Genomic DNA, 23588 nt, shown 5'->3' with positions numbered 1-23588 from the left:
CTAATGGTCGTGCGACGCGCCGGATTTTTCGATATCGGCTTTGATAATAAAACTGTTTTCAGTAACGTATTCGGTGCCAGGTTCAAGTCCTCCCAGAACTTCAACCCACTCGCTATCTTGTTCACCAAGCTCAAGCATTCTCACTTCGTACTGCTCGCCTACTTTGGCATAGACGACCGTAAAATCTCTGAATGCCTGTAATCCAGTTCTTTTTACAGCCAAGGGAACTTCCAGAGTATTCACTTCAATTTTAGCGGTGACAAACTGTCCTTCACTAAGCCCGAGTTCAGTGTTATCGACTTTAACGCGGTAAAGCTTCGCCTGGTCAGAGCGAGTCTGAGGCAGGCTGCTATCAATGGTTGAGCGAACTGGAGTATCAAACCCGCTAATCATCAATTCAACAGGTGCATTAAGTTTCACCTTTGCCCTGTCTGTTGGGTAAATAGCTAACTCTGCAACCAGCTTATCGGTTGTTGTAACCTCCAGTAAAACTTGAGCGTTGGCCTGCTCTCCTTCATTGGAGAATAAATCAGTTACTACACCAGTAATCGGTGAACGGATAGAATAAGGTTTTAGACTCTCATTACTTTCAATGGTCATTAAAACCTCCCCTTTTTTTACTGATGAACCCAGGTCAACATAGACCTTACGAATTTCACCTGCAAAACGAGCTTTAATTTGGCGCTGTGCTCCGGGTGGCCATTTCAGTTCACCATAAACCTCGATAGTCTGGTGCAAGGTAGCTGGACCGGCAATGCCAGTTTCAATGCCCATTGCTTGCGCGACCTTATCGGCGATTTCAGTTCTACCCTCAAAGTTATCGTACTCCCAACTATAGGACGTCCCTTGATGATTGGCCGTAACCGTTACCAAAAATGAGTGTGGTTCATAGATCACCATATCGCCTCTGAGGTAATCATTTTCTGGCTGAAAGTTGATATCATCAACGACTCCCCCCAGACGTGTCAGCTTAACGTTCAAATCAACCTGCTCTGGCGCAACGGAGTCGCCATCTTTAGTTACCCATACACGAAACTCTGGTGGCACACCTGTTTCAAAGATTGACAGTTCAATCGCAAAACCATCCTGGCGTAGCATGCGTCCATTGTGTGGACCTTTCTCTACGACTTCTTCTTCCACTTCTGAAGAACCAGAAAATGCAGCGACTTCAGACGTAAAACCAACTGAAACCAACATTAACAAACTGATTAAAATCGCTTTGATAGTAAACTTATGCATAATTAGTTCTCTAAAGTTTCTAATGAAGTACCGGTCAGTCGCTGTAGCTCAATATTTTGCAGATGCAGCGTTTTATAGGTACTGATTAAATTTAAATGTGCGGCCAGGTAGTCTTGATGGATGTTGAACCATTGAAGGTAACTTGTTCGGCCTATTTCATAGGCTTTATTAACTTCTTCTTTGGCTTCTTTTAAAAGCGGAATAATGGTTTCCTGATTAACATCGATTACATGTTTGCTGTGCTCAATTTCCTGCAACAAGACATACAGTTGGGTGTTGAGTTCTCGCTTAAGAACTTCTGCTTCGACTTGATAAATAGATTGCTCTGCACGTAAAGATTGAATTTTGCCAGCATTGCTACTACTGCTGCCAAGTGGCACGGAAAAACCTGCAACGATACCGACATCACTGGTTCTTTCATAACGCCTCACGCCAGTAGATATTTCCCACTTGGGTTCTGCTTCAATTCGAGCCAATTCGATTTGAGATTCAAGAACACGGCTTTTATTGGCAAAGGATGATAATCTTGGGTGCTGCTTAAGTTTAACCAATGACTCATCAAAAGAGTTTATGTCTGGAATTGAAAAAAGGTTGCCTTTCGGAGTCAGCAACCTGCTTTGCTCTCCAACCTGGTTCAGGAAGCGTCGCTGACTGGCTTTCAGCTCATGCTCTAAATCCTCAATCATCAATTCTGCACGCGCCACATTGGCTTTCATCTGAATAGTGTCAATTGTTGAGCCTTTACCTTTTTGGTTTCGGCTCACAATGGATTGATAAGCTTCCTCTGTTTGTTTGAGATTCAATCGAGCTAACTTGATTTGTTCCTGCAAAGCTACATGCTCGATAAATATCTTAGCTGTGTTAGCCGATAAATCTAAGGCTTGAATATCTCTTTCAAAATTTACTTGTGATGCAGCTTGCTTTGATGCTTTAACCCGCCCATCAATCAAATCACCATCTAATATCCAGGTAATTCCAATCGTTGTTTGGGCTATATCAAACCCACTGTAATCACCTGAACCAAAAGCATCTTCTATAGTGACGTCAAGTTTTGGCTTTTGACCCACACTCGCCTGTTTTACCAGACCATCAAAGCGTTGCTTTTGGTATTGGTATCGAGACATCTCGGGATGGTTTTGCAAAGTCATTTGAATAGCTTCGTCTAAAGTAACTGGGTAGGTGCTATCAGTAGTTTCTGCTACTGCACTGATACTAAAGAGCATTAAACAAGCTAATAGATATCGCGAACACCAAAAATGTGTTCGTTGATAAAACCGACTGGTAATCGGTTTACAAGACCTGTTTGATGAGGAATTAAACGTCATAAAGGAACCTGATTAGTGTGTAAATAAAGATTCGATAAGATGATGCGAAGCGTCAATAACTGACAGCGTTGAGAACAACAATAACGCAAAACTGATTAGGCTGATTATTATAGGAAAACTCTTTTTATGGCCGGGTGTAATTAACTCATTAACCCGCAGGGCTATGTGCTCTGAACCGAAATAGCAGTAGCTAAAATTAGTTTTGTATGAGCTTTGAAGCTTGGCAACTTTTACCAAAGTTGCTGCGACATCTAATCCTGTATGCGACTTCAGTACCTTCTGATCAGCAATTTGCTCAAGTGCTAAAGCGTAACTCTGCTTGATTGGCTTTTTAATAAAACCTGGATAGAAAATACAAAGTAAATTAAATAGACCTTTAGATAACGCATCATTGGAAGTTAAGTGCGCCTGTTCATGCTGTAATACGATATTTAACTCTTCTTCAGTCAACTGCCGCTTTAAACCGTTTGTAAGATAGCATCTTGGTTTAATGATCCCAGCAACAAAAGCAGCAGGCTTAGCGCTATCCAGCAAATAGTAATTGGGTACTTCTGGACTTGAGTTACTATTGCTTGTGCTGCTAATAACTCTGCTCAATAAATTGAGACTATTTATGTCAGAGCTGTGAATCATCCAGCGTCTAATGACTTTAGACAACTGCCAGACTATGTAAGCAATGAAGCCCAATAATAAGAATCCATGCCAGCTATCAAAGTGGAAAACGTAAGCATGATGCCAATGAGCTACTTCATCGAGTAGTTCAAAAGGGCCTGTGATAGAGAGGTAGAAAAATAGTGTAATGACTGTACTTAGCACATAAGGGCATGCAACCCACACCAGTAGTAAGCTCTTTCTATGCTTTGGGCTGAAGTCCGCTAGCTTTTCAGAAATAAAAAGCCAAAATATCGATTGTAGTGCGTGGATAATAAACAACCCCAGCAACCCGATACTGACTAAATTTAGAATTAAAGCCCAATCACCAACTACCATATTGCTTATTAACCCCTCGATTTTCTTTGTTGCTTGATGAGATTTTCAAGCTCTTCAAGTTGGGAGTCATCAAGATCTGAGGAAATTGAAGAGAAAGCTGCAATTAGACTGTTTTCACCTTCAGAAATGAAATCGCTGGTGACATTATCAATCAGCTTGGCAATTAGATGTTCACGATCGAGTTTAGCCTGGTAATAATAAGCCAGCCCTTTTTTATGGCGCGACAACACACCTTTCTTAAAGAGACGATCGAGGGTGCTTTGGATAGTATTCAGTGTTCCCCCACCACGCTGAGTAGCCAGCACAGAGTGAACCTGCTTTACATCCGAGTCTGGGTGGGCCCATAAATATTGCAGCACCTGTTTTTCGAGTTCGCCTAAAACCATTGAAATATCAGTTCAATTTGATGTGTTGGCATCCTCGCACAGGATAAAACCGACTGTCAATCGGTTTTGATAATTAATGACCTCTATGTTGATTCATGAGGTATTAAACTGAAGCATATACTAACTCTTCACAAGAGGACTTCAGGATTTTTTTGAATCAAAGTTAGGCTGTTTTACTTCAATGTCTTCCACGATGAAATCAATGCTGGTATTTCATTGAGGTACGGCCACGATTCGTGATAAATCGACCAAAAAATAGTTTAACCATATGAAATATATTGAATATCTCAACGAACTAACAGCAGACTTTGCGCTATTGATACACTGTTTGTTATATTCGTACTTTCAACTTAGAATTTTACTACCCACTTCAGTACCGACAATACGGTTAAATTATGTATGTAATTGGTCAACTTGCCAAATTGGCAAGCGTAAACGTTGAGACCGTTAGATATTATGAACGGTGCGGCTTAATTGAACAGCCCCAAAAACCCGTTAAAGGTTATCGTCGTTATCCTGAGACGACTTTGAATCGCATTCGGTTTATCAAACGTGCTCAAGAGTTAGGGTTTTCCTTGGATGAGATCGCTAACTTGCTGATGCTGGAAGAGACTTCTTGCCAAGAAGTACAAAGTATAGCAAACCACAAACTTGCCAGTGTTCGTGCAAAAATGGCTGATCTACGCCGCTTAGAAACCAGTCTTAATGATTTACTGAAACAATGTGCAAGCAACACTGAACAGGCACATTGCCCGATTATTACTTCCCTTCTCCCAGAAAACAACTAATAACAATCGCTAAATCCCTTGACTCCGTACTTGGATACGGAGTTTATACTGTTTTCTATCAGAACATTTGAAGTGGAGTAAGCCATGGCAAAAAACGATACCAGTTTACCGCTAGTTGGTGGTATTGCTGCTGCTATTGGTGCTGGGCTTTGTTGTGCTGGGCCCTTAGTCTTGTTACTACTAGGCGTTAGTGGTTCTTGGATTGGCAATCTGACCGTATTGGAGCCATACCGCCCTATTTTTATCTTGCTGGTACTGGTTTTATTTAGTTTTGCCGGTTGGAAAGTTTATCGACCTATAGAAGAGTGTGAGCCTGGAACCGCTTGTGCAATGCCACAAGTACGTAAGCGCCGGCAGATCATTTTCTGGGTAACCGCCTTCATTGCATTAATATTAGTCACTAGCAATTACTGGATTATCTGGTTTGCTTAATTATATCGTTGAGAAATAACCCTTGGAGAAGAAGATGAAAAAAATTGCACTATTATCCCTACTATCAATACTTAGCTTGGGTGCGTTTGCCAAGCAGCAAACAGTCATGCTTGAAGTTCCCACGATGACCTGCGTAACTTGTCCGATTACGGTGGAAAAAGCATTGCAACAGGTTGAGGGAGTTACCAAAGCTGAAGTGACCTTCGAAGATAAGTTAGCCGTGGTCACTTTTGATGATGAAAAAACTACGGTGGAAAAGCTGACCGAGGCCACAAAAAATGCCGGCTATCCATCTGTGGTAAAGCAATAAAGGACGAATACTAATGAAGAACCTGCTGAGTCTTTTTACCCGCATTGGCGACAAAGCCAGCTCATTAGGTGCCGTGGTGTCTGCCATGGGTTGTGCCATGTGCTTTCCGGCCATCGCCAGCTTGGGGGCAGCCATCGGGCAGGGTTCCTCAGTCAGTGGTAGTGGTTCTTTATCAATACACTCTTGCCTATATTGGCTTGGGTTAGCCTAATAGTTAACGGACTTGGCTGGATTGGTCACAAGCAGTGGCATCGTAACCTGCTTGGTATGCTAGGGCCTATTCTGTTGTTGCTATCACTTTATCCGTTCTTTCAATATGCCTGGAGCACTTATGTGACGTACTCAGCCTTGGCACTGATGGTAGCGGTATCAATCTGGGATATTTTTTCGCCAGCGAATAAACGCTGTGACAATGAAAGTTGTGTGCTTCCTGCCGACAACACTCACTCAAATCCATAAGGAGGTCTTTATGCGTAAATTCTCCATCTCTGGAATGACTTGTGAAAGATGCCCTCAGCAGATCGAAGATGCCTTGATCGTCATGCCTGGCGTCAGAAATGCCACCGTTTTTTATACGAAATCCAGTGCAGTCGTCGAAGCAGAATCTGATGTCAATGAACAGACGCTAATCAATACCATCAAAGCTCTTGGCTACACGGCTCAACCTGTCGCGTTAGATGGCTGCGATAGTGAAGATGTGACTGACAAAAAGTCGCTGCATGTCGCTATCATCGGTACTGGCTCGGCTGCTTTTGCTTGTGCTATCAAGGCAGTGGAAAATGGAGCACAAGTCACACTCGTTGAAGCTGGAGATGTGATCGGAGGTTGTTGTGTTAATGTCGGTTGTGTACCTTCGAAAATTCTGCTCCGGGCTGCCCAGCTGGCTGAACAGCAGCGTAACAATCCTTTCGACGGTCTAGAAAATCATGAACCTTCTTTGGATCGTAGCTTGTTAGCGAAACAACAAACTGCACGCGTGGAAGAGTTACGTGCCGCCAAATATCAGCATATTCTGGATACCAATCCAGCATTGTCATTGGTACAAGGTTATGCATCTTTTAAAGATACTCATACCTTAACTATTCGCAACAAAGATGGTTACGAGCAAGAGCTGGTTGCAGATCGCTTTTTGATTGCCAGCGGCAGTCAGCCATCTATTCCTCCTATTCCAGGCCTGGTTGATACCCCTTATTGGACTTCGACGGAAGCTTTATTCGAAACTGAGCTACCTGAGCACTTGTTAGTGATAGGCTCTTCAGTTGTGGCTGTCGAACTTGCTCAAGCTTATCGTCGGCTGGGTGCAGAGGTCACTATCTTGGCTCGCAGTACTTTATTGCTCCGTGAAGACCCACTGTTGGGAGAAGGCTTAACCGTAGCTTTTGAACAGGAAGGCATTCGCGTACTGGAACATACCCAAGCCAGTCAGGTGTCTTATGAAGATAATAAGTTTATCCTTGATACCGAGCAAGGAGAAATTCGTGGCGATAAATTGCTGGTCGCCACCGGCCGTGCACCTAATACCGGTAAGCTTAATCTTGCCGCTGCCGGTGTAGAAAAAGAGGCCAATGGAGCGGTCACTGTAGGTGATCAGATGCGCACATCACAGTCACATATTTACGCAGCAGGTGATTGTAGTAACATGCCGCAACTGGTTTATGTCGCGGCAGCGGCAGGCAGTCGTGCAGGGATTAACATGACAGGGGGTGAAGCTCGGTTGAATCTATCCGCGATGCCAGCCGTGATCTTTACCGAACCGCAGGTAGCAACGGTAGGGTTGTCAGAACAAGAAGCTCATGCACAGAATATTGAGACCGAAAGTCGAGTATTGCCACTGGAAAACGTGCCTCGAGCACTGGCTAACTTCGACTCTCAGGGTTTCATCAAACTGGTGGTTGAAGCTGGCTCCCAACGCCTGATCGGAGCCCAAGTATTAGCTCATGATGGCGGCGAGATTATCCAGAGCGCGGCACTGGCGATTCACAACCACATGACAGTGGATGACTTAGCGGATCAATTGTTTCCTTATTTAACTATGGTGGAAGGCCTGAAGCTTTGTGCACAAACTTTCAGTAAAGATATTAAAGAACTGTCTTGCTGTGCTGGGTAAGCTTTATCTTTCGTCAGAAAAGATATTTATGAGTCTGCTTTTGGTTTCCAGTGATACGGTACTACCAATTTACTGCATATTTCTTCGTGGAAAGTTTCTTCAGTAACTGTTTGAGAGCTAGCCTCAAGCAAGATATTTGGCCACAATAGGAGATGTGATCATCTGAATTACTGCAAAGAATGTGGCTGGTATTACTATTTCTGATGGCAACCGGGATGCAGCCACAAAAGCCGCTGCAATGCTAAATTCTTTTTTGCTGACAGTAAATAGGTATGCGATGACTTCCGGTCGGTCTGTCGTTATAAACCGTGAAACCATTCCAATTAAGTAGCCACAAAGATTTAGACTTAAAGCTGCTCCAGCAATTACAAAAGCATACTATCCATAACCAATGATGGTTTCTGCATTGGAAGCCACTACCGCAAGTAATATTACAAGATAGAAGACTGACCCAATTCCTGCGTAAGTCGAATCATGCTTTGAAATAATCGTCGGAAAGTTGGTGCGTAAGGTTACACCGAGAATTGTAGGCACTAAAACAACTAGAGCTAACTCCAGGATGATGGAAACGAGAGGGACTTCTAGCTGTATCCCTGTCAGCCATAGAAAAAGGAGCGGAACTACGAAAGGAGAAAAGGCTGTATTGACCGCATTGAAAAAGGCGACCAGTCAAGAAGCCTGCAATTGAATCGGGCCATAGACGAGCCCCATTGCCAAAAACTGTCTTGACGGTTTGCGAAAGACTATTCGTACGGCATGTGCATCAAATGTAAGGCTGATCACAAACATCAGAATCACAAGTAAAGGGGCTATTGAGGAGTCGAGGTACTTCCCGGATTCGGGCAATATCAGGCCAACTCCAGCTACAATAATCACAAACCAAACAAGATTTGATTCAACGAAATAAATTAATCGACGCATAAGTCAAGGGTACCAGTTACTGTGCGGCCACAATATAAATTATAGCTGTACTCTCCCAATTACAAAGCTTCAGAAGCATCGCGGCATTGCTCGTCAGTCATTTCAAGCTCAATAGTCGTATGCTCTAAATTAAATTTACTCAATCGTTCTGCTATAGATTTTTTTAACTCCAGCTGTTGCTGCATAGATAGTGCATCCTGTAGAGCTAGATGAGCAGTAAGTACGTGATGCTCTCCATCCAATGACCACAAGTGCAGGTGATGGATACTGTCCACTTCTTCAAGTTCTATTAAGGTTTTGTATACTGATTTTGACAGTTCTTTGTCAGGGATTGCCTGTAAAAATAACCTTATAGTGTGCCAAAGGTTTTTAGCAACATTAATTAAAATATAGAGAGTGAAAAGAAACGACAAAGCTGGGTCAAGAATGGGCCAGTCAACAAAAAGAAGTACGATGGAAACGATTAAAACTGCAACCCAACCAAGTACATCTTCCAGTAAATGCCAGTTGAGTATACGCTCATTAAGAGTTTTACCTTTACTTAATTTATAAGCCGCAAAACCATTAACTAGCACCCCAAACACGGCTAACGCGATCATGCCCTCAACCATAGGCATTTCTGGTTGCAGGAGTTTAGGGATAGCTTCTGTCAGAACCCAGACGGAACCAATAATCAGAACTAGACCATTAATAAGTGCACCGAACAATGATAACCGGCGGTAACCATAGGTGAACTCTGAATTTGAACCTTTTTCACTAACTTTACTAAGGAACCAAGCAAATCCGATGGATAAACTGTCGCCAAGATCATGAACGGCGTCGGCCATGATGGCGGTACTATTAGTTAAGATGCCTCCTATAAACTCGATAATGGTAAAGGTGACATTCAGAAAAAATGCCCAACCTATACGATTATTTGAACCATGTGAGTGCGAATGATCATGCATTTAAGATTACCTTTTGTGGAACTCTATTCCTACTTTAGGATTTGATCTTCAATATACGAAAACCGCCAACTAAAACAATTAATCCAATGATAAACCCAATGATTAAGTCTGGGTATTGCGACCCCGTCCATGCTACCAACCCCCCAGCAATAATAACACCAAGGTTGGCGATGACGTCGTTAGCAGAAAAAATCCAACTTGCTCTCATGTGAGCGCCGCCATTTCGCTTTTTGGCAATTAAGATTAAGCACCAGACATTTGCTACCAAGGCAATTAAGCCAAACACCATCATAAGGTTTGACTCAGGCTCACTCCCTTGAACCAGTCTCCTCACAACTTCGGTTAATACACCCAGAGCTAAAATAACCTGTATCCACCCTGATATATGCGCTGCACGGAGTTTTTTTCGGACGCCATGCCCAACGGCGTATAGTGCCACCCCATACACTGCTGCATCGGCAAACATATCCAATGAATCAGCTATCAATCCAGTCGATTGTGCCCACCAGCCGATAACAAGTTCTGTAATAAACATCACTGCATTAATAGCTAATAGCATTTTAAGTATCCCAGCTTCCTCTGCTTCTTCATTTTGTGCCGTCAACCTTGCTTTGTGGATAATCTCGCTGTCCACAGCGTTGGTTGATTCCAATCTAGCCCCAAGTCCAAGAGACGTTATCCGGTCTTCTACCATGTCCCTGAGTTCAAGGTGATGAAACACTCTAACTATGCGTTTAGGTGTATCAAACTCAAGGATTACACTTGGCTCAAGACTGTCCAGTGCCATTCGGATCATGCCTTCCTCTGATGGGCAGTCCATTTTAGGAACGTGGTATTCGCTTACATGTGCCCCTTCAAATAACTTATCGTCGTTAGTAATATCTTGTGTTTTATCTGTAGCACCGGCTTTGCCGTCACGGTTACATTTCTGGCTCATAGGTATACCTTGTATTAATGGACACTAGTAGTTTAAACTCTCTAGTCACTATAGAGTCAAGGGCGAAGCTCAGATATGAAAATTGGTGAACTTTCAACATTAACCGGGTGTTCGGTTCAAACGATACGTTATTATGAAAAAGAACACCTACTTCCAAAAACTCAGCGGAGTGAGGGCAACTTCAGGCTGTACGATGATGCATCAGTCGAACATCTATTGTTTATTAAGCGTTGTAGAAGCCTTGACCTTAGTTTATCTGAGATCCGGCAGTTATTAGAGTTAAGGTACTCGCCTAATGCTCCCTGCGATGAAGTCAGCCATATGCTTTCGTCCCATATAAATCATGTCCGGGCACGGATTGAAGAATTAATCAATCTGGAAAATCAACTGGCTTCACTTCTACACAGCTGTCCCAGTCAGGGAACTGTGAAAAAATGCGAAATCCTAAAAAATTTAATCGCGACACAAAAAATCATGAGTTAATAGCACTTTTTAACGCGGTAGAACCTATTCCAATATAGAAGGTTGCCGGCTCCTAAAGGGAACCGGCAGAGAGTTAGTTAAGTCGTTAGTGTTTCTCCTTCAACTTACCTTTTGAAAACCAGGCAAACAGAACGGGCAACACAAACAGTGTTAAAAATGTGGCTGTTATCAGCCCGCCTACGATAACACTGGCAAGCGGTTTTTGTATCTCTGCGCCAACACCATTTGATAGCAACATCGGTATTAAGCCTAACGCAGATGTCACCGCTGTCATCAATACCGGTCTAAGCCTGGATACGGCACCATCAAAAGCGGCTTCACTGACAGGTAGGCCATCCTTGATACGCTGATTGATACTTTCAACCATCACTACACCGTTAAGTACCGCGACGCCAAACAGGGTAATAAATCCGACCGAGCTGGGCACTGATAAATACTGCCCTGACAGCCAGAGTGAGAATACCCCACCAATAACGGCTAGAGGTACATTTACCAGAATCAGCATAGCCTGACCAACCGAAGCAAAGGCAAAATAAAGCAACAAGGCGATAAGCGCCAGCGATAATGGCACGACCAGCGACAGACGCTTTTGTGCTCGCTGTTGATTTTCGAATTGTCCACCTATATCCACGGAGTAACCCGTTGGCAAATCAACTTGTTCAGCAATCGCTGCGCGAATATCTGCTACCACGCTGCCCATATCACGCCCTTGCACATTAGCCTGAACGACTACTCTGCGCTGAACATCATCACGGCGAACCTGCGGCGGGCCGGAAGCAATATTTACAGAGGCTACATCACCAAGGCGAACCCAGGCTCCTGAAGGTGCCTGCAAACGAAGGTCAGCAATAGTTTCGCGATCTTGGCGAAAACGTTCATCCAACCGAACATAGATATCATAACGTTCGTTACCATTGATGATTTGTCCAGCGCTGGCACCGCCAAGCCCATTTCGAACCACTTCCATGACATCCGCTACGTCGAGTCCATAACGAGACAATGCGCGGCGATTGGGCTTTACGACCAATTGAGCTTCACCGACAATTTGCTCCATGGCAACATCACGCGTACCGTCGATCTTTTTGACCACTGCCTCAATTGCCTGCCCTTTTTCAGCCAGCACATCAAGATCTTTACCAAAGAGCTTTATCGCTAGTTGCGCTTTAACCCCCGATAACAGCTCATCCACACGGGTGGCAATCGGTTGTGAAAAATTGAACAGCAATCCTGGATGTTGTTCCAGCTTTTGCTCCATCAGGGATTGAAATTCATAACGATTATCGGCGCTGGTCCATTCTGGCACTGGCTTAAGACCAATATAGATCTCAATGTTATTCACTGGCTCTGGATCACCGCCAATTTCGGCACGTCCAATGCGTGATAACGCATAGGTGACTTCCGGGAATTCCATCAGCATTGCTTCAAGTTTTGGAGCGACTTCAAGCGCAGTATCCAGGCTGGAGGACGGAGCGAGTGTTACCCGGAGGTTGACCGTTCCTTCTTCGAGTTCAGGCACAAACTCGGTACCCAGACGCGGTATTACTAAAGCTGCCGCAACCACGAGCGTTACAGCAATACCAACGACGACCTTACTGTGGCTCATAGCCCACGACAAACCCTTGCGGTAGAGTTTATCAAGTGGTTTCAAGACGAAACTCTCCCGCGGGCGTATCCCTTTGCGAAACAGGTAGGTGGCTAATGCTGGGACTATGATTAAAGCTACAATCAGCGCGGACAGCATAGACAGCATGATACTGATAGCCATCGGCTGGAACAGTTTGGCTTCGACCCCTTCGAAACTGAATAGCGGCATGAAGACAACTAAAATAATTCCTGTAGCAAAAAATATAGGTCTTGCTACCTCTCTGCCAGCTTCTTGCAAGCGTAAAGCAATCCCATGGCTATCATGAGCTGCATCAACAGGATCTGGATCATCCTGAACCATTGTCTGTCTATCTTTGTCATGGGTAGCATCGGGATGGGTCAAATGTTTGAACATGTTTTCGACCATCACTACAGAGCCATCCACGAGCATGCCAATGGCCACGGCAATACCGCCCAGAGACATTAAGTTTGCCGAAAGACCAAACCACGCCATCACCATTAAAGCAATACCGATGGAAATTGGAATTGAGATCAGTACCAGTAAGGTAGCACGCAAATTCATTAGGAACAGCGCCAGAATGACCACAATGAAGACAAACGCCAGTAACAGAGCATTGACAACGGTATCAACCGCTTGCGTCACCAGATCGGCCTGATCATAGTAAGCCTCGAACTTAACTCCTTCCGGTAACGCCTGATTAATACGCTCGATACGGGCATTAACCCCATCAATGGTGCTTTTGGTATTGGCGCCTAAACGTTTTAATACAATGCCTGAGACGACTTCGCCTAGTGCCTCAACTTTCCCATCCGAAGTTCGGCGTGTCATGGTCACTGCGCCCTGGCGGATTTCGCTACCCAGATTCACTTTGGCTACATCCGATACGGTGATAGTGGTGCCATCCACCGTTTTCAGGGGAACTTGACGGATCTGCTCCAGCCCTTGCTTGCCATGCTCGAGCCAGCCGGTACCTCGGATCACCAATTGCTCCTGACCACGGTTCATATACCAGCCGCCAACATTGGTGTTGTTACGCTCAAGAGCCGCCATGATATCGTCCTGGGTCAGACCGTAAGATAACAGCTTTGACGGATTCAGATCGACCTGATACTGACGCACCTCACCGCCGAAAGACAGCACATCAGTCACGCCTTCGGCCGGGATAAGCAACAACTTGACCACCCAGTCATTTAAACTGCGTAGCTCCATGGCATCGAAACCCGAACCGGGTTCGGCAACCAGTAAATACTGATAGACTTGCCCCAGCCCCGAAGTATTTGGGCCCATTTCTGGTGTACCAACGCCTTCAGGAATCAGCTCTTTAGCAGCTTGAAGTCGCTCGAATACCAGTTGTCGGGCAAAGTAAATATCAGTGTCTTCCTTAAACACAACAGTTACGCCAGACAAGCCAGTCTTTGAAATAGACCTGACTTCTTCTACGTCAGGCAAAGCGTACATGACCGCTTCAATCGGATAGGTTATCAGCTGCTCAACTTCCTCAGCAGCCAAGCCAGGAGCTTCGGTGTTGACCGAGACCTGAACGTTGGTAACATCTGGAAATGCATCAAGATTCAGCCTTGGAATAATAAAAAAGGCACTGACCGTTAGAGTAATAAGCGCAATCGCCACCAGCAAACGGTTAGTGACCGCCCAATCGACAATTCGATTAAACATAGAGTCTCCTTAGTGCTTAGTGGTTATGCGGATCAAAACCGCCTTTGGCGATTTGTGAAGCAACAAAAAATGCACCGTCGATAACGATACGTGTTCCGGGAACAATGCCGTTAATTTCACGTAACGAACCTAGTGCTCGCTTTAGTTCAACTTCTTGAGAGCGAAACTGCCCTGGACTCTCTTCTACAAAAACTGCCCAGTCTCCATCGGGATTCCGCATGAGCGCTGACTCTGGCACAGCCAATACCGGCTCTTCTGTACGAAAACGAAAGAAGACCTCTGCAAACTGTCCCGGATGCAGCCTATGCTCCAGGTTGTCCACCAATAAGCGCACTGTTCGGGTTCGTGTAACGGGGTTTATGGTATGTGCTTCTTGGGATACTTTGCCTTGAATTCGGATATCACCAGCCACAATGTCAGCCAATGTACCGAGTGGAAGTGATATAGACTGATCTGCTGGAAGGTGTGCTTCGACCCAGAGCTGCTTCTCATTGGCCAGCTTGATCAGAGAAGAACCAGCTTCGACGCGCTGCCCTTGCTCGAAGTCGTCGGATAACACAGAACCATCGGTTTCGGCACGTAGGGTATATTCGCCCAATGCCTTAATATCTTGCGATGCCAGGGACTCCAAATCTGACTCAGCTAACCCATAGGCCTGCAACGTTGCCCGAGCCGCTTCCCAGCTGGTTTTGGCCTGGATATAACGCTGCTCTCCAACGGTTTTGCGGCCGAGCTTGCGGACTCTTTCCCATTCAGGCCAGGCGGTGCGATAGTTTGCCTGGGCCTGCGCCACATCCTCACTGAACAGGGTTACCAGTGGCTGACCTTGTTCAACATGAGCGCCCAATGCTACGTGACGACGTAATACAACGGAAGCTACTCGCGGTGACACTATGTAGCTAGTGTATCCATTAGAAAGAACTTCCCCCGGTGCGTAGAACTCATAATCAACCCGCTCGGCAGTGAGAGGAGCAACCTGGATATCAGCAATAATCATTTGAGTAGCATTTAGTGCCGTAGTGGCAGAAGCTTCTTCTTGATGTCCATGTCCATCTTCTTCAGTATTACTTTCGCTGTGTCCAGCCTCATCATGACTTTCATTGTGGGAACTATCGCTAGACTCATGTTCTGTATCACCATGACGCTCATGTTCATCCGTGGCATTTGATGGGTGCTCCTTGTGAGACGCATCATCCTTATGCTCAATAACCTCTTGAGCAGTCTTGCTCTTATCATGTTTGTGCGCCTCACTACTCATTGTTTCTGCAAGCCCTATGCTTGGTGCAGTCATTGCGGTGCTTAGCATCGCTATCAATAATTTATTCATGTTCATTATCCTATCTTTAATTCAGTGGCTTAGTCGCAGTTGGTGCAACAGCTCTGAGCTGGCCGGAGTGCAGCAACACTTCGGTTAACGCAAGCTGTGTGTGCTTTTCGAGTGAGATTCCTGCCAGCAGGCTCTCCGAACGCTGGTTAAGAGCGAGCAGGTAGTCAGTTGTTGATAGATCACCGCTTCGCCACTGGCGTTCCAACAAGTCAGCACTATTTTCAACTCTGCCACGAGCCAGCTCGAGCCAGCGTAGGTATTGCTCGTCATAACGTTTCCAGGCAGCTTGTGCTGCCTGCCAGTCGAAGCGCAGATTGCGATAAACGGCCAAGAATCGGGCCTCTGCTTCTAGTGCTGCACGATTAGCCACACGAGTTTCGGCACTGTAGTCATTACGTACATTCAAAGGAATTGAGAAGGTCAGGCCGACACTATTTTCTCCACCGTCGCGACCAGCATTGACTCCAAAGGTCGGCTCTGCTTTGGCTGCACGGCGGGTTACTTCCGCTTCTTCCTTGATGGACTTCCAGCGAGCCTGAGCGCTGGCAACATAGGGATGTTGTAACAACTCCTGGTCAGTAATGGACACCGGCTCCGAAGGCCAGAAATCTTCGGGAATGCCTCCTTTTTCAGGAGTCCACTGTGGCAAAAGTTCGCGCACTCTGCTTTCGGCTTTTTGCAAAGCGACTTCAAGCTCAGCGACCTGTGCCAGCTGTTTTGATAAAGATAGAAAGGTGAGCTCAGCATCAATAGCGCCTATATCTCCTGCTTTTTGGCGCTTTTCAGCCACTAGCAATAATGCATTAAGCTGCTCTTTTTGAGCCTGAGCAATAATGGCGGCTTGATTACTGGCACGCCACTCAACCAATGCTGATAGAGCCTCAGCAGTCTTGCTCATAACCTGTTGCTGATACTGGGCTTTAGCTGCTTGTCGGATAAAAGCCGCTTGCTGCTGTTTAGCACTTCGTCTATCCCACCAGTCAACCGTTTGAGAAACACCTACACGGTAGTTATTTTCTTCACCAATCTGTTCCAGCTCAGAAGATAACTCCGGGTTGTAAAGTGGCTGTTCCGCTGCGTCCGCAGTAGCTTCCGAGCCTTGCAGTTGCTCGCGGGCCGCGATGATGTCTGGGTGCTGCTTTATCTGTGATGCCAGCCAGCGCTCCCAATCAACGGGTTGCGCTTGCGCCGAAGCCGACAGCAAATAAATAACGGCACACATCGCATAAGAAACGGATAGTTTCTTCATGAAATTTCCTCACAATTAAAATCAAAGTACATCAGGCACAGCTGGGTTGGCATTTGCACAACGCTATACCTCAGAATAAAAGTTTATTTGTACTGTATTTAACTGATCGGAGGGGGATTATCAGGGAATGCTATATGGGAACTGTAATGGGAAGGGTTGCCTAAAATAGCCCCCTTTTGATAAAGAGAAGCAGAGATATCTTGGCGACCCAGAAAGAAAGGGTGTGATGAGCCATGACAGTGACAACAATGGTGGCAATCAAGCTGGTAGCTTTTGCTCTTTTCTGATTCTAACCAACGCTTGTCATCATCTGGTATTGGAGAGGAGTGAGCTTTTTGATGCTCGTGATCAAAAGTAAGATGCTCAGAACCGGATTGATGAAACTGATGGACGTCCGCCACAGCAACTACCGATTGCAGGGCAATCAATATGGCTAGAGCGAAAGTTAAAAGTTGACGGTTCACGGTAAAAAAGAGTCTCTACTCGTTCTCATAAATGCAGGGCAGTAGACTAGCAGATTATCAGTTAGTTCACAAAAGATAAGTGGATACTAACCAACTATTACACAGCTTTGTGGTTAAACGCTAGCTTTCAGACTTGGCTACTTCCTGTTTTTTGCGAGTTTCTTGGGCGATTTCAATTCCTCAATCTCATGCTCTAGCTGCACAACGGAAGTGTTTAGCTCATTGTTTTCTTTGGTTATAGCATCAAGTTGCGCTAGTAGCTCCTCTCTGTCAGTACTGGCTGACTGCACCTTTTCAGTTAACGTTTTTAATGAGTTTTGAAGTTCGCGCTGTGACTTGGCCAACAACCGCTTTTCGGTGATTAGCTCAGCGTTCTGACGGTTCAACTGCGTGAGTTCTGACTGTTGAGAGGCAATGGTTTGCCCCAGCTTTCGCTGCTCTGCTCGCAATCCCGACACTTCTTCAGCGTGCTTGCGCTCTTGTTGATCACGTTGTTCTTTGGCGGATTCGCGGAAGTGGCTCAAGTTGTCATAACTGTGTTGCAGACTCTTCTCCAGATCGATAATTCGTTCATCTTTTTGTCGACAAACGGCTGTAAGTTCTTTCAAGTCACTTTGAATACCTTGCAACTCAATGTTCAGTTGCTCACTCTCACGGCTGGCAGTATTGAGCTTCGCCTGTAGTGAGTGAATGTTCTCACTTAGAGCTTTATTTTGCTCTGTGGCTTGGCTTAACGACTCCTCAAGTCCTGACTTTTCTTGATTCCAGGCCTGACGCTCATTCTCAAAAGCTTGCTCCATGTCTTCAATGGTTTTATTCGCTTCAGCGTTGAGCCTGGCAGCAAGCTGGCTTACCAGGTGCCCAATGGCGTCGGAGACTTTGACCTCGGTGAGTGTACCGTTAGTACGGGTCTTTTTAATATCTTTGAGGTATTTTGAGATGGTGGTTTTGGAGCCTGTGTTACCCAGCTCAGCTCGTATTGCATCAATTGATGGGTTATTAACACCCTGTGAAGTCAATGACTTATATGCTTTTTCAACGTCATATTGAGAAATACCGATGCGCGCCATTTTTGAAACCTCTGATTATTTTGTACTGCATGGTGTAATATGTATATACATACTATTTCTATACTCTTTACATGTCTATAGCTTTCGATGTTTCATTTTGGATAATAATAGATTATCTATTGTGATAGACATTTTGGGACGATATGATTAGATAAAGTCGTACATAACACGCATATATGCCCGATTCTAAAAATATTGATTTAGTGAGTTTTTACGTCAACGCAGCCACTCGCGAAAATACGGTACGCAGTTACCGTACCGCCATTGAACACTATGAGCGTCACTGGGGTGGACTCTTACCAGCCACTCCAACTGCGATTGCACAGTATCTCAGTCACTACGCTGATAAGCTGACTTCAAGCACCTTAGCGCACCGGTTGGCCGTACTTGCAAAATGGCATCATGAATACGGTTTTCCAGATCCTACGAAAGCACCATTAGTAAAAAAAGTAATGAAAGGTATCCGAGCAACGCATACATACCAAACCAAGCAGGCTCGTCCTCTCCAATTAGAAGAATTGAAAATCATTATTCAGTGGCTTGAGGAGTCGATAAAGGAGTCAAAGGATTATAGGAAAGGCTTGAGACTCATCCGAAATAAAGCCATTCTGCTACTCGGGTTCTGGCGTGCTTTTCGAGCAGATGAACTCACTAATATAGATGTTGAGTACGTGACCGTGATCCCCAACAAGGGAATGTCACTGTATTTTCCTACTACGAAAGGCGATAGGGATAATAAAGGGGTGACCTATAAAGTTCCAGCTTTGCAAAAACTCTGCCCTGTCACTGCTTATCAGGACTGGGTTACGGCCGCTGAATTAAGCAAAGGACCGCTATTTGTAGGGATCGACCGCTGGGGACATTTTAATCATAAGAGCATGACATCCAATACAATCATTAATATTGTTCGAGAGTGTGCAAGTGGTGCTGGACTATTACACCCTGATGCCTTTAGTAGTCATTCGTTACGACGGGGGTTCGCATCCTGGGCCGACAGTAATGGCTGGAGCCTTAAAGAGCTTATGGAATATGTAGGTTGGAAAGATCCTAAAACAGCAATGCGCTATATCGAGTCATCCCATATAACGCAACAACGGTTCATTGAGCTGCACCATTAAACGAAGTATTATTGATTTAAAGTGTCAAATTCATCTTTCAGATTATTGAACAAAATTTTGTTTTGAAATGACTCCATAGTAATTTTAGATTAATGATAGTTGTGGTTTTGCTGTTCAGGACAAATTGATAAAAGCTAGTATCTTCTACATGAAGCAGCTTGTCGGCTTTTGAGTCATAACTTAGTATCCAAATATAATTAAGCTCGTTGTCTCTTTTTAACAGATCCACGATTTCCTCAAGAGTATTTCGCAGCCTTTGTTGCGGTAGGTTGGCTGGTTTCAGATTAACTTCTTTAATTAGGTGGACAATCAAAGAAAAGGCAAATACTTGAATTATATCCAGCCCTTTTCGATCAAATTCACTCGGTGTAAATACAGGAAACCAGTATTCGAATTCCCCTCTAGTGATCCCAAGTAATTCACACACTTGAAAACGTTTGAGGACGAGCTTGGTTGTCTTACTCATCGTAACCCCTTATTCAGTTTCTCACACAAATTAATGTGCAGGTCGAGCAGACACTAGGGGCATGCCCTACATGCAATTGAGACTTAGTTTTCAGGATGTGATCTGCTAATACAATACGCATTAGCATTGGGCGGGAAACGATTTCCTGCAGTTGAACAAGGTCAAATGAATGACAAAGAATAAGCTCCTAGAGGTTATGACAGATAAGTCGGTAGACTTTCTGAGACATCCAGTATGCCATCATACACCACTAAGTTTTCGTCGCAAAACCAATTACTATGAACAAATCATGCTTAAGCACCCTCTTCCATCGCCGTTTCATTCCTTAGCAGAATATCTGCATGGCGGTCTGCTTGAAGCGGATCCCTCTGTGCAAAGTTATGTCCCACAGCCGTATCAATTTAAAATTAATGGTAAGCGGTACATTCCGGATGTTTTCGTGATTCGAGGCAATCAAAAGATAGTGATGGAAATTAAACCAGAAGCCCAAACCCCATTTCACTACGAGCAATATTTGGAGCCATTTTTACACAAATACCAAATACGATTTGAGGTGATAACCAACGAATCCATTTTAGCGCAAGAGCAAAAAGCCGTGAACTGGCTTAAAATCGTTCAAGTGCTTGTCGCGGCAAATAAATCCCGGATCAGAACCACCCAGTTACAAGATGAGATCATGTCGAAGCTGTTAATGTCAGATGAAGGAATTGAGTTAGGCGATTTTATAGATAGTGGTGATAGGCAAAGAACTTATGCAACGGAAGTCGCTGTCTTTCGCTTAGCTCATGCCGGGCTCATCAGCCTGGCTCTGGAGCAGTCTGACTTGGGCTTTGATACGGTTTTGAGCTTATGAATGGATTCCGCTCTACTTTGATCGAAAAACCTGAGTTGAATGATCTCAACAATTGGCCGATGCATGTGGATACAGCCACGATGTCTTCTAAAAACCGTGCTAAGTTCATCAGAAATGTTGAAATAATAAAATACTTTCAACAAGGAGTGAGCGTAAAAAAAACGGCCATGACTCACAATGTCTCGCCTAGCATGGTCTATTATTTGCTCAATCGAGCCCTGGGAACCTATGATGGTGAGCCCCCTGCTTTGTATAAAGGGTTGATCCCCAATCTTATCCAACATGAAAAACAACGCCAGTCACCAATGCCGACCTTGGCGGATGGCCGTGGTTCCGTCTTTGCCTTTAAAGCTCTGCTAAAAAAGTATCCAGATATCGAAGTTGAATTGCAGGCTAAAATAAAAGCCAGCTACCGTGGGACTGCTACCAGTGAGAATCTTACACCGAACATTCTACATAAAACTTTTTTATCGCTGTTAATTCAATTTGGTGTTCCCAAAGATCATTACCCCTACACCACCCAATCCCTAGCATACCAAAGTGTTCGACGTTATTTTCATGATTACCTATCTGAGCTGAGATGCCCCGAAAGTAGGCCCTGGCGCGAGAGTATCAGTAAACGTTCGGACATGGCTTTCGAAGAAATCCAAATAGACGAGCAACATTTCGATTGTGAGACAGCCATAGAATTCGAGATTTTTGGTCGTCGAACGCTTGTTAGAGTGAAGCGGTTCTGGATTGTTATGGCCACTGACTGTTCTACTGGCTGTATTTTGGCATTTCATTTCAGCATCAACCTTCGGTGCAGTCAGTGGGACATCATGAACGTTTTGAAGCAAATTCATTATCCGAAGCCGAAACTGACCATCCAAACGCCATCCCTTTCTTACCCCGAAGGACCAAATCTTAACGATTTAAAAGCATGGTTGCCCAGAGTTCAGATAGGTGTGATCAGTCTTGATAATGACATGGCGCATTTCGGAAACAACTGTATCCAATACGCTCACGATCAACAGGCATGCTTACATTATGGTCATCCAGAAAACCCTAATGCAAGAGAGCAGATCGAGCGACTCTTTCTCATGATCAACACTGTGACTCATAGACATCGTTCAACAACTGGTTCTCATTCACATGACCCTATAAAAGAAAGCAAGCGTCTTAAGAAAAAACCGCCCAAGGTCAATGTTCAAACGTTACTGGAAATGATGAGCATTCAGATTGCAGAATACAATCAAAAACCTCAGGCAAGGCTAGGAGGCATCTGCCCCGTTGAAAAGCTGAAGGAATTAATTCAACACCAATACTATTGTATGAGACCACCGCAAGCACCACAAAGCCAGCTGGTAAAAGATCCAAAACTACGAAAGCTTCACTTTAGCAAAACAAAAAAGCAGCATCCTTGGGTTAACTTTTATGGCGTAAGATACACCGTTATGGACTGGTCAAAATCTGTAAATACGACCACTACCGTTTCGATAGAGTTTGATCCGCAGGATATCCGAAAAATCAAAGCTTACCTCCCAAATGGTGATTTCATAGCGGAGCTGATCGTTCCACGAATGTGGAGACGCTATGCACACGGTATCGTCACACGTAAACGTATCATAAAGACGACCAAAAATTTGCTGTTCGCATCAGGCGATGCTTTTACGGAGTACTTTACTATCTTACAAAAAAACTTTCATAAACCCAGCGTCCAGCTAGAAATGGTACGGCTTGGCTTCGAAAATTCACAAAGTAGAGAGTTAGTGTTGGACATGGTAAAAACAGACGACTTGAGTGAGGTTGGGTTCAGCTCTAATTCGTATGAACAGTCAGCAAACTACATTAGTTCCCAAATCAGGATGCCCTGGGAACAAGTGAAAATCTCCTGAGATACATCGCAGAGGTAAGCTTTATGCAATGGATGGAACACTTTAAAGAACTCGCTATGAACGACGACGCATCTAAAATCGAACACCCTTTAAAACACCCTGAGTTATTGCAGATCCACACTTTGGAGAATGAGGGATTACTTCAGTTTTGTTCCAGTATTATTAGACGTGGATTGCCTGGTGCGCTCATTTATGGATACAGCCGAAGTGGCAAATCTACCAGCACTAAGATTATTACACCTTTTCTAAAAGATGCAGATAATCAATCGATCCCGTACGAAATTATTTATATTGCTTCAAGAGATCGCAAAACCAGTAGAGGTGCTTGGCGACAACTTGCATTCAATTATGATTTTCCTTTAAAAAGCAGAGCCACTAGCGATGAAATATCGCAACACTATATTACATATCTACTCGACAGGTGCTATGAGTCACAAAGTAAACGACTAGTGCTTATGGTGGATGAGGCACAACGGCTGTCGATCCGACAGTTTTCTATATATGCTGAGATTTATGATCGATTAAAAGATTCCTTTGGAACCCTTTGTCATATTTTTTTCATTGCCAACCTAGATAATTTTAAGGATACATATCGGCTTTTACAGGAACGGGAAGACACCCACATATACGAGCGATTTTTCAAAAGAGCTTACTTTTATCAACCTATTACTAAGCTTGAGTCTGTCAGTCATATTCTTAGTGAGTACGACCGACTCACATTCCCGACTACTTCTGATGTGAGTTACTCACAATATTTTTTAAAAAAAAGTGGCAAAGAGTACGAAACATTTAAACTCCAAAAGTACGCAAGCCTAATCTGGCAAGTGTTTTTCGAAAAATTTAAAACTCCGTATAAACTCAAGCACTGGTCCACAGAAAGTTTTTTCTGTTTTGTCAACCTGTTTATAACCCATTATTTACCTCAACCTGATGTCACAGATATTAGTTTCGAATTAATTGAGCATTGCATTAATAACAGCGACTTAATTGTAGATCAAGTTAAACTTGAGGAGCTTTAA

22 protein-coding genes and 1 pseudogene are annotated in these 23588 nt (G+C 44.3%); 10 read left to right on the top strand and 13 right to left on the bottom strand.

Features of this window, described 5'->3' with window-relative positions:
* The 4 genes from KKOR_RS06410 to KKOR_RS06395 all read right to left on the bottom strand — a co-directional run bounded on the left by KKOR_RS06410 (position 1) and on the right by KKOR_RS06395 (position 3940).
* Positions 1-1239: an efflux RND transporter periplasmic adaptor subunit gene (locus KKOR_RS06410; RefSeq protein ID WP_012801208.1), complete on the bottom strand. Its 1239-nt coding sequence runs from the start codon at positions 1237-1239 to the stop codon at positions 1-3.
* A gap of 2 nt (positions 1240-1241) precedes the next feature.
* Positions 1242-2462: a TolC family protein gene (locus tag KKOR_RS06405; RefSeq protein ID WP_049756755.1), complete on the bottom strand. Its 1221-nt coding sequence runs from the start codon at positions 2460-2462 to the stop codon at positions 1242-1244.
* 114 nt (positions 2463-2576) lie between these two features.
* Entirely contained in the window at positions 2577-3554 is a 978-nt protein-coding gene (locus KKOR_RS06400) for a M56 family metallopeptidase (RefSeq protein WP_012801206.1), read from the bottom strand.
* Between the two features lie 8 nt (positions 3555-3562).
* The gene (locus KKOR_RS06395; RefSeq protein ID WP_012801205.1) at positions 3563-3940 is read right to left on the bottom strand and encodes a BlaI/MecI/CopY family transcriptional regulator; all 378 of its coding nucleotides are present in this window, start codon (positions 3938-3940) and stop codon (positions 3563-3565) included.
* Positions 3941-4335: 395 nt separating this feature from the next.
* Between KKOR_RS06395 and merR the strand changes: the two genes are divergently transcribed.
* The 5 genes and pseudogenes from merR (at position 4336) to merA (ending at position 7577) form a co-directional block, all read left to right on the top strand.
* Positions 4336-4728 (top strand): Hg(II)-responsive transcriptional regulator, encoded by a 393-nt coding sequence (gene merR, locus KKOR_RS06390; RefSeq protein ID WP_012801204.1) that lies wholly within the window; start codon positions 4336-4338, stop codon positions 4726-4728.
* 84 nt (positions 4729-4812) lie between these two features.
* Positions 4813-5160, top strand: a complete 348-nt coding sequence (locus KKOR_RS06385; protein ID WP_012801203.1) for a mercuric transporter MerT family protein — start codon at positions 4813-4815, stop codon at positions 5158-5160.
* Positions 5161-5194: 34 nt separating this feature from the next.
* Positions 5195-5470 (top strand): mercury resistance system periplasmic binding protein MerP, encoded by a 276-nt coding sequence (merP, locus tag KKOR_RS06380; protein WP_012801202.1) that lies wholly within the window; start codon positions 5195-5197, stop codon positions 5468-5470.
* 13 nt (positions 5471-5483) lie between these two features.
* Positions 5484-5929 (top strand): annotated as a pseudogene (merC, locus tag KKOR_RS06375) (organomercurial transporter MerC).
* 10 nt (positions 5930-5939) lie between these two features.
* Entirely contained in the window at positions 5940-7577 is a 1638-nt protein-coding gene (gene merA / locus KKOR_RS06370; RefSeq protein ID WP_012801201.1) for a mercury(II) reductase, read from the top strand.
* A 378-nt stretch (positions 7578-7955) separates the two neighbouring features.
* On the opposite strand, the gene KKOR_RS13770 is transcribed toward merA, so the two are convergent.
* The 3 genes from KKOR_RS13770 to KKOR_RS06360 form a co-directional block, all read right to left on the bottom strand.
* Positions 7956-8246 (bottom strand): bile acid:sodium symporter, encoded by a 291-nt coding sequence (locus tag KKOR_RS13770; RefSeq protein ID WP_197047990.1) that lies wholly within the window; start codon positions 8244-8246, stop codon positions 7956-7958.
* Between the two features lie 311 nt (positions 8247-8557).
* Entirely contained in the window at positions 8558-9445 is an 888-nt protein-coding gene (locus tag KKOR_RS06365; protein ID WP_012801200.1) for a cation diffusion facilitator family transporter, read from the bottom strand.
* Positions 9446-9479: 34 nt separating this feature from the next.
* The gene (locus KKOR_RS06360; RefSeq protein ID WP_012801199.1) at positions 9480-10382 is read right to left on the bottom strand and encodes a cation transporter; all 903 of its coding nucleotides are present in this window, start codon (positions 10380-10382) and stop codon (positions 9480-9482) included.
* Between the two features lie 75 nt (positions 10383-10457).
* Between KKOR_RS06360 and cadR the strand changes: the two genes are divergently transcribed.
* Positions 10458-10865, top strand: a complete 408-nt coding sequence (cadR, locus tag KKOR_RS13405; RefSeq protein ID WP_012801198.1) for a Cd(II)/Pb(II)-responsive transcriptional regulator — start codon at positions 10458-10460, stop codon at positions 10863-10865.
* Between the two features lie 85 nt (positions 10866-10950).
* Here the strand turns inward: cadR and KKOR_RS06355 are convergent, their stop codons facing one another.
* The 5 genes from KKOR_RS06355 to KKOR_RS06340 form a co-directional block, all read right to left on the bottom strand.
* Entirely contained in the window at positions 10951-14145 is a 3195-nt protein-coding gene (locus tag KKOR_RS06355) for an efflux RND transporter permease subunit (RefSeq protein ID WP_012801197.1), read from the bottom strand.
* Positions 14146-14161: 16 nt separating this feature from the next.
* Entirely contained in the window at positions 14162-15472 is a 1311-nt protein-coding gene (locus tag KKOR_RS06350) for an efflux RND transporter periplasmic adaptor subunit (RefSeq protein WP_012801196.1), read from the bottom strand.
* A gap of 16 nt (positions 15473-15488) precedes the next feature.
* Positions 15489-16721, bottom strand: coding sequence for a TolC family protein (locus KKOR_RS06345; RefSeq protein ID WP_012801195.1), 1233 nt, complete (start codon positions 16719-16721; stop codon positions 15489-15491).
* 98 nt (positions 16722-16819) lie between these two features.
* Complete coding sequence (locus KKOR_RS13510) at positions 16820-17185, bottom strand: hypothetical protein (protein ID WP_012801194.1); 366 nt, start codon at positions 17183-17185, stop codon at positions 16820-16822.
* 137 nt (positions 17186-17322) lie between these two features.
* Positions 17323-18255 (bottom strand): DNA-binding protein, encoded by a 933-nt coding sequence (locus KKOR_RS06340; protein WP_012801193.1) that lies wholly within the window; start codon positions 18253-18255, stop codon positions 17323-17325.
* 176 nt (positions 18256-18431) lie between these two features.
* On the opposite strand from KKOR_RS06340, the gene KKOR_RS06335 reads away from it, so the two are divergent.
* Entirely contained in the window at positions 18432-19373 is a 942-nt protein-coding gene (locus tag KKOR_RS06335) for a site-specific integrase (protein WP_012801192.1), read from the top strand.
* A gap of 37 nt (positions 19374-19410) precedes the next feature.
* On the opposite strand, the gene KKOR_RS06330 is transcribed toward KKOR_RS06335, so the two are convergent.
* The gene (locus KKOR_RS06330; protein ID WP_012801191.1) at positions 19411-19839 is read right to left on the bottom strand and encodes a hypothetical protein; all 429 of its coding nucleotides are present in this window, start codon (positions 19837-19839) and stop codon (positions 19411-19413) included.
* Between the two features lie 169 nt (positions 19840-20008).
* Here KKOR_RS06330 and KKOR_RS06325 point away from each other — a divergent pair, with 169 nt between their 5' ends.
* Genes KKOR_RS06325 through KKOR_RS06315 form a run of 3 tightly spaced genes read left to right on the top strand, consistent with a single transcriptional unit; the run spans position 20009 to position 23588 of the window.
* Positions 20009-20692, top strand: a complete 684-nt coding sequence (locus tag KKOR_RS06325; RefSeq protein WP_012801190.1) for a hypothetical protein — start codon at positions 20009-20011, stop codon at positions 20690-20692.
* Positions 20689-22569, top strand: a complete 1881-nt coding sequence (locus KKOR_RS06320; protein ID WP_012801189.1) for a hypothetical protein — start codon at positions 20689-20691, stop codon at positions 22567-22569. Before KKOR_RS06325 ends, KKOR_RS06320 begins: the two co-directional genes overlap by 4 nt.
* A gap of 23 nt (positions 22570-22592) precedes the next feature.
* The gene (locus KKOR_RS06315) at positions 22593-23588 is read left to right on the top strand and encodes an ATP-binding protein (RefSeq protein ID WP_012801188.1); all 996 of its coding nucleotides are present in this window, start codon (positions 22593-22595) and stop codon (positions 23586-23588) included.

The sequence above is a fragment of the Kangiella koreensis DSM 16069 genome (assembly GCF_000024085.1).
GTDB lineage: Bacteria > Pseudomonadota > Gammaproteobacteria > Enterobacterales > Kangiellaceae > Kangiella > Kangiella koreensis.
Note: the sequence above shows the minus strand (reverse complement) of the source record. Positions and strands in the feature narration are given on the sequence as shown.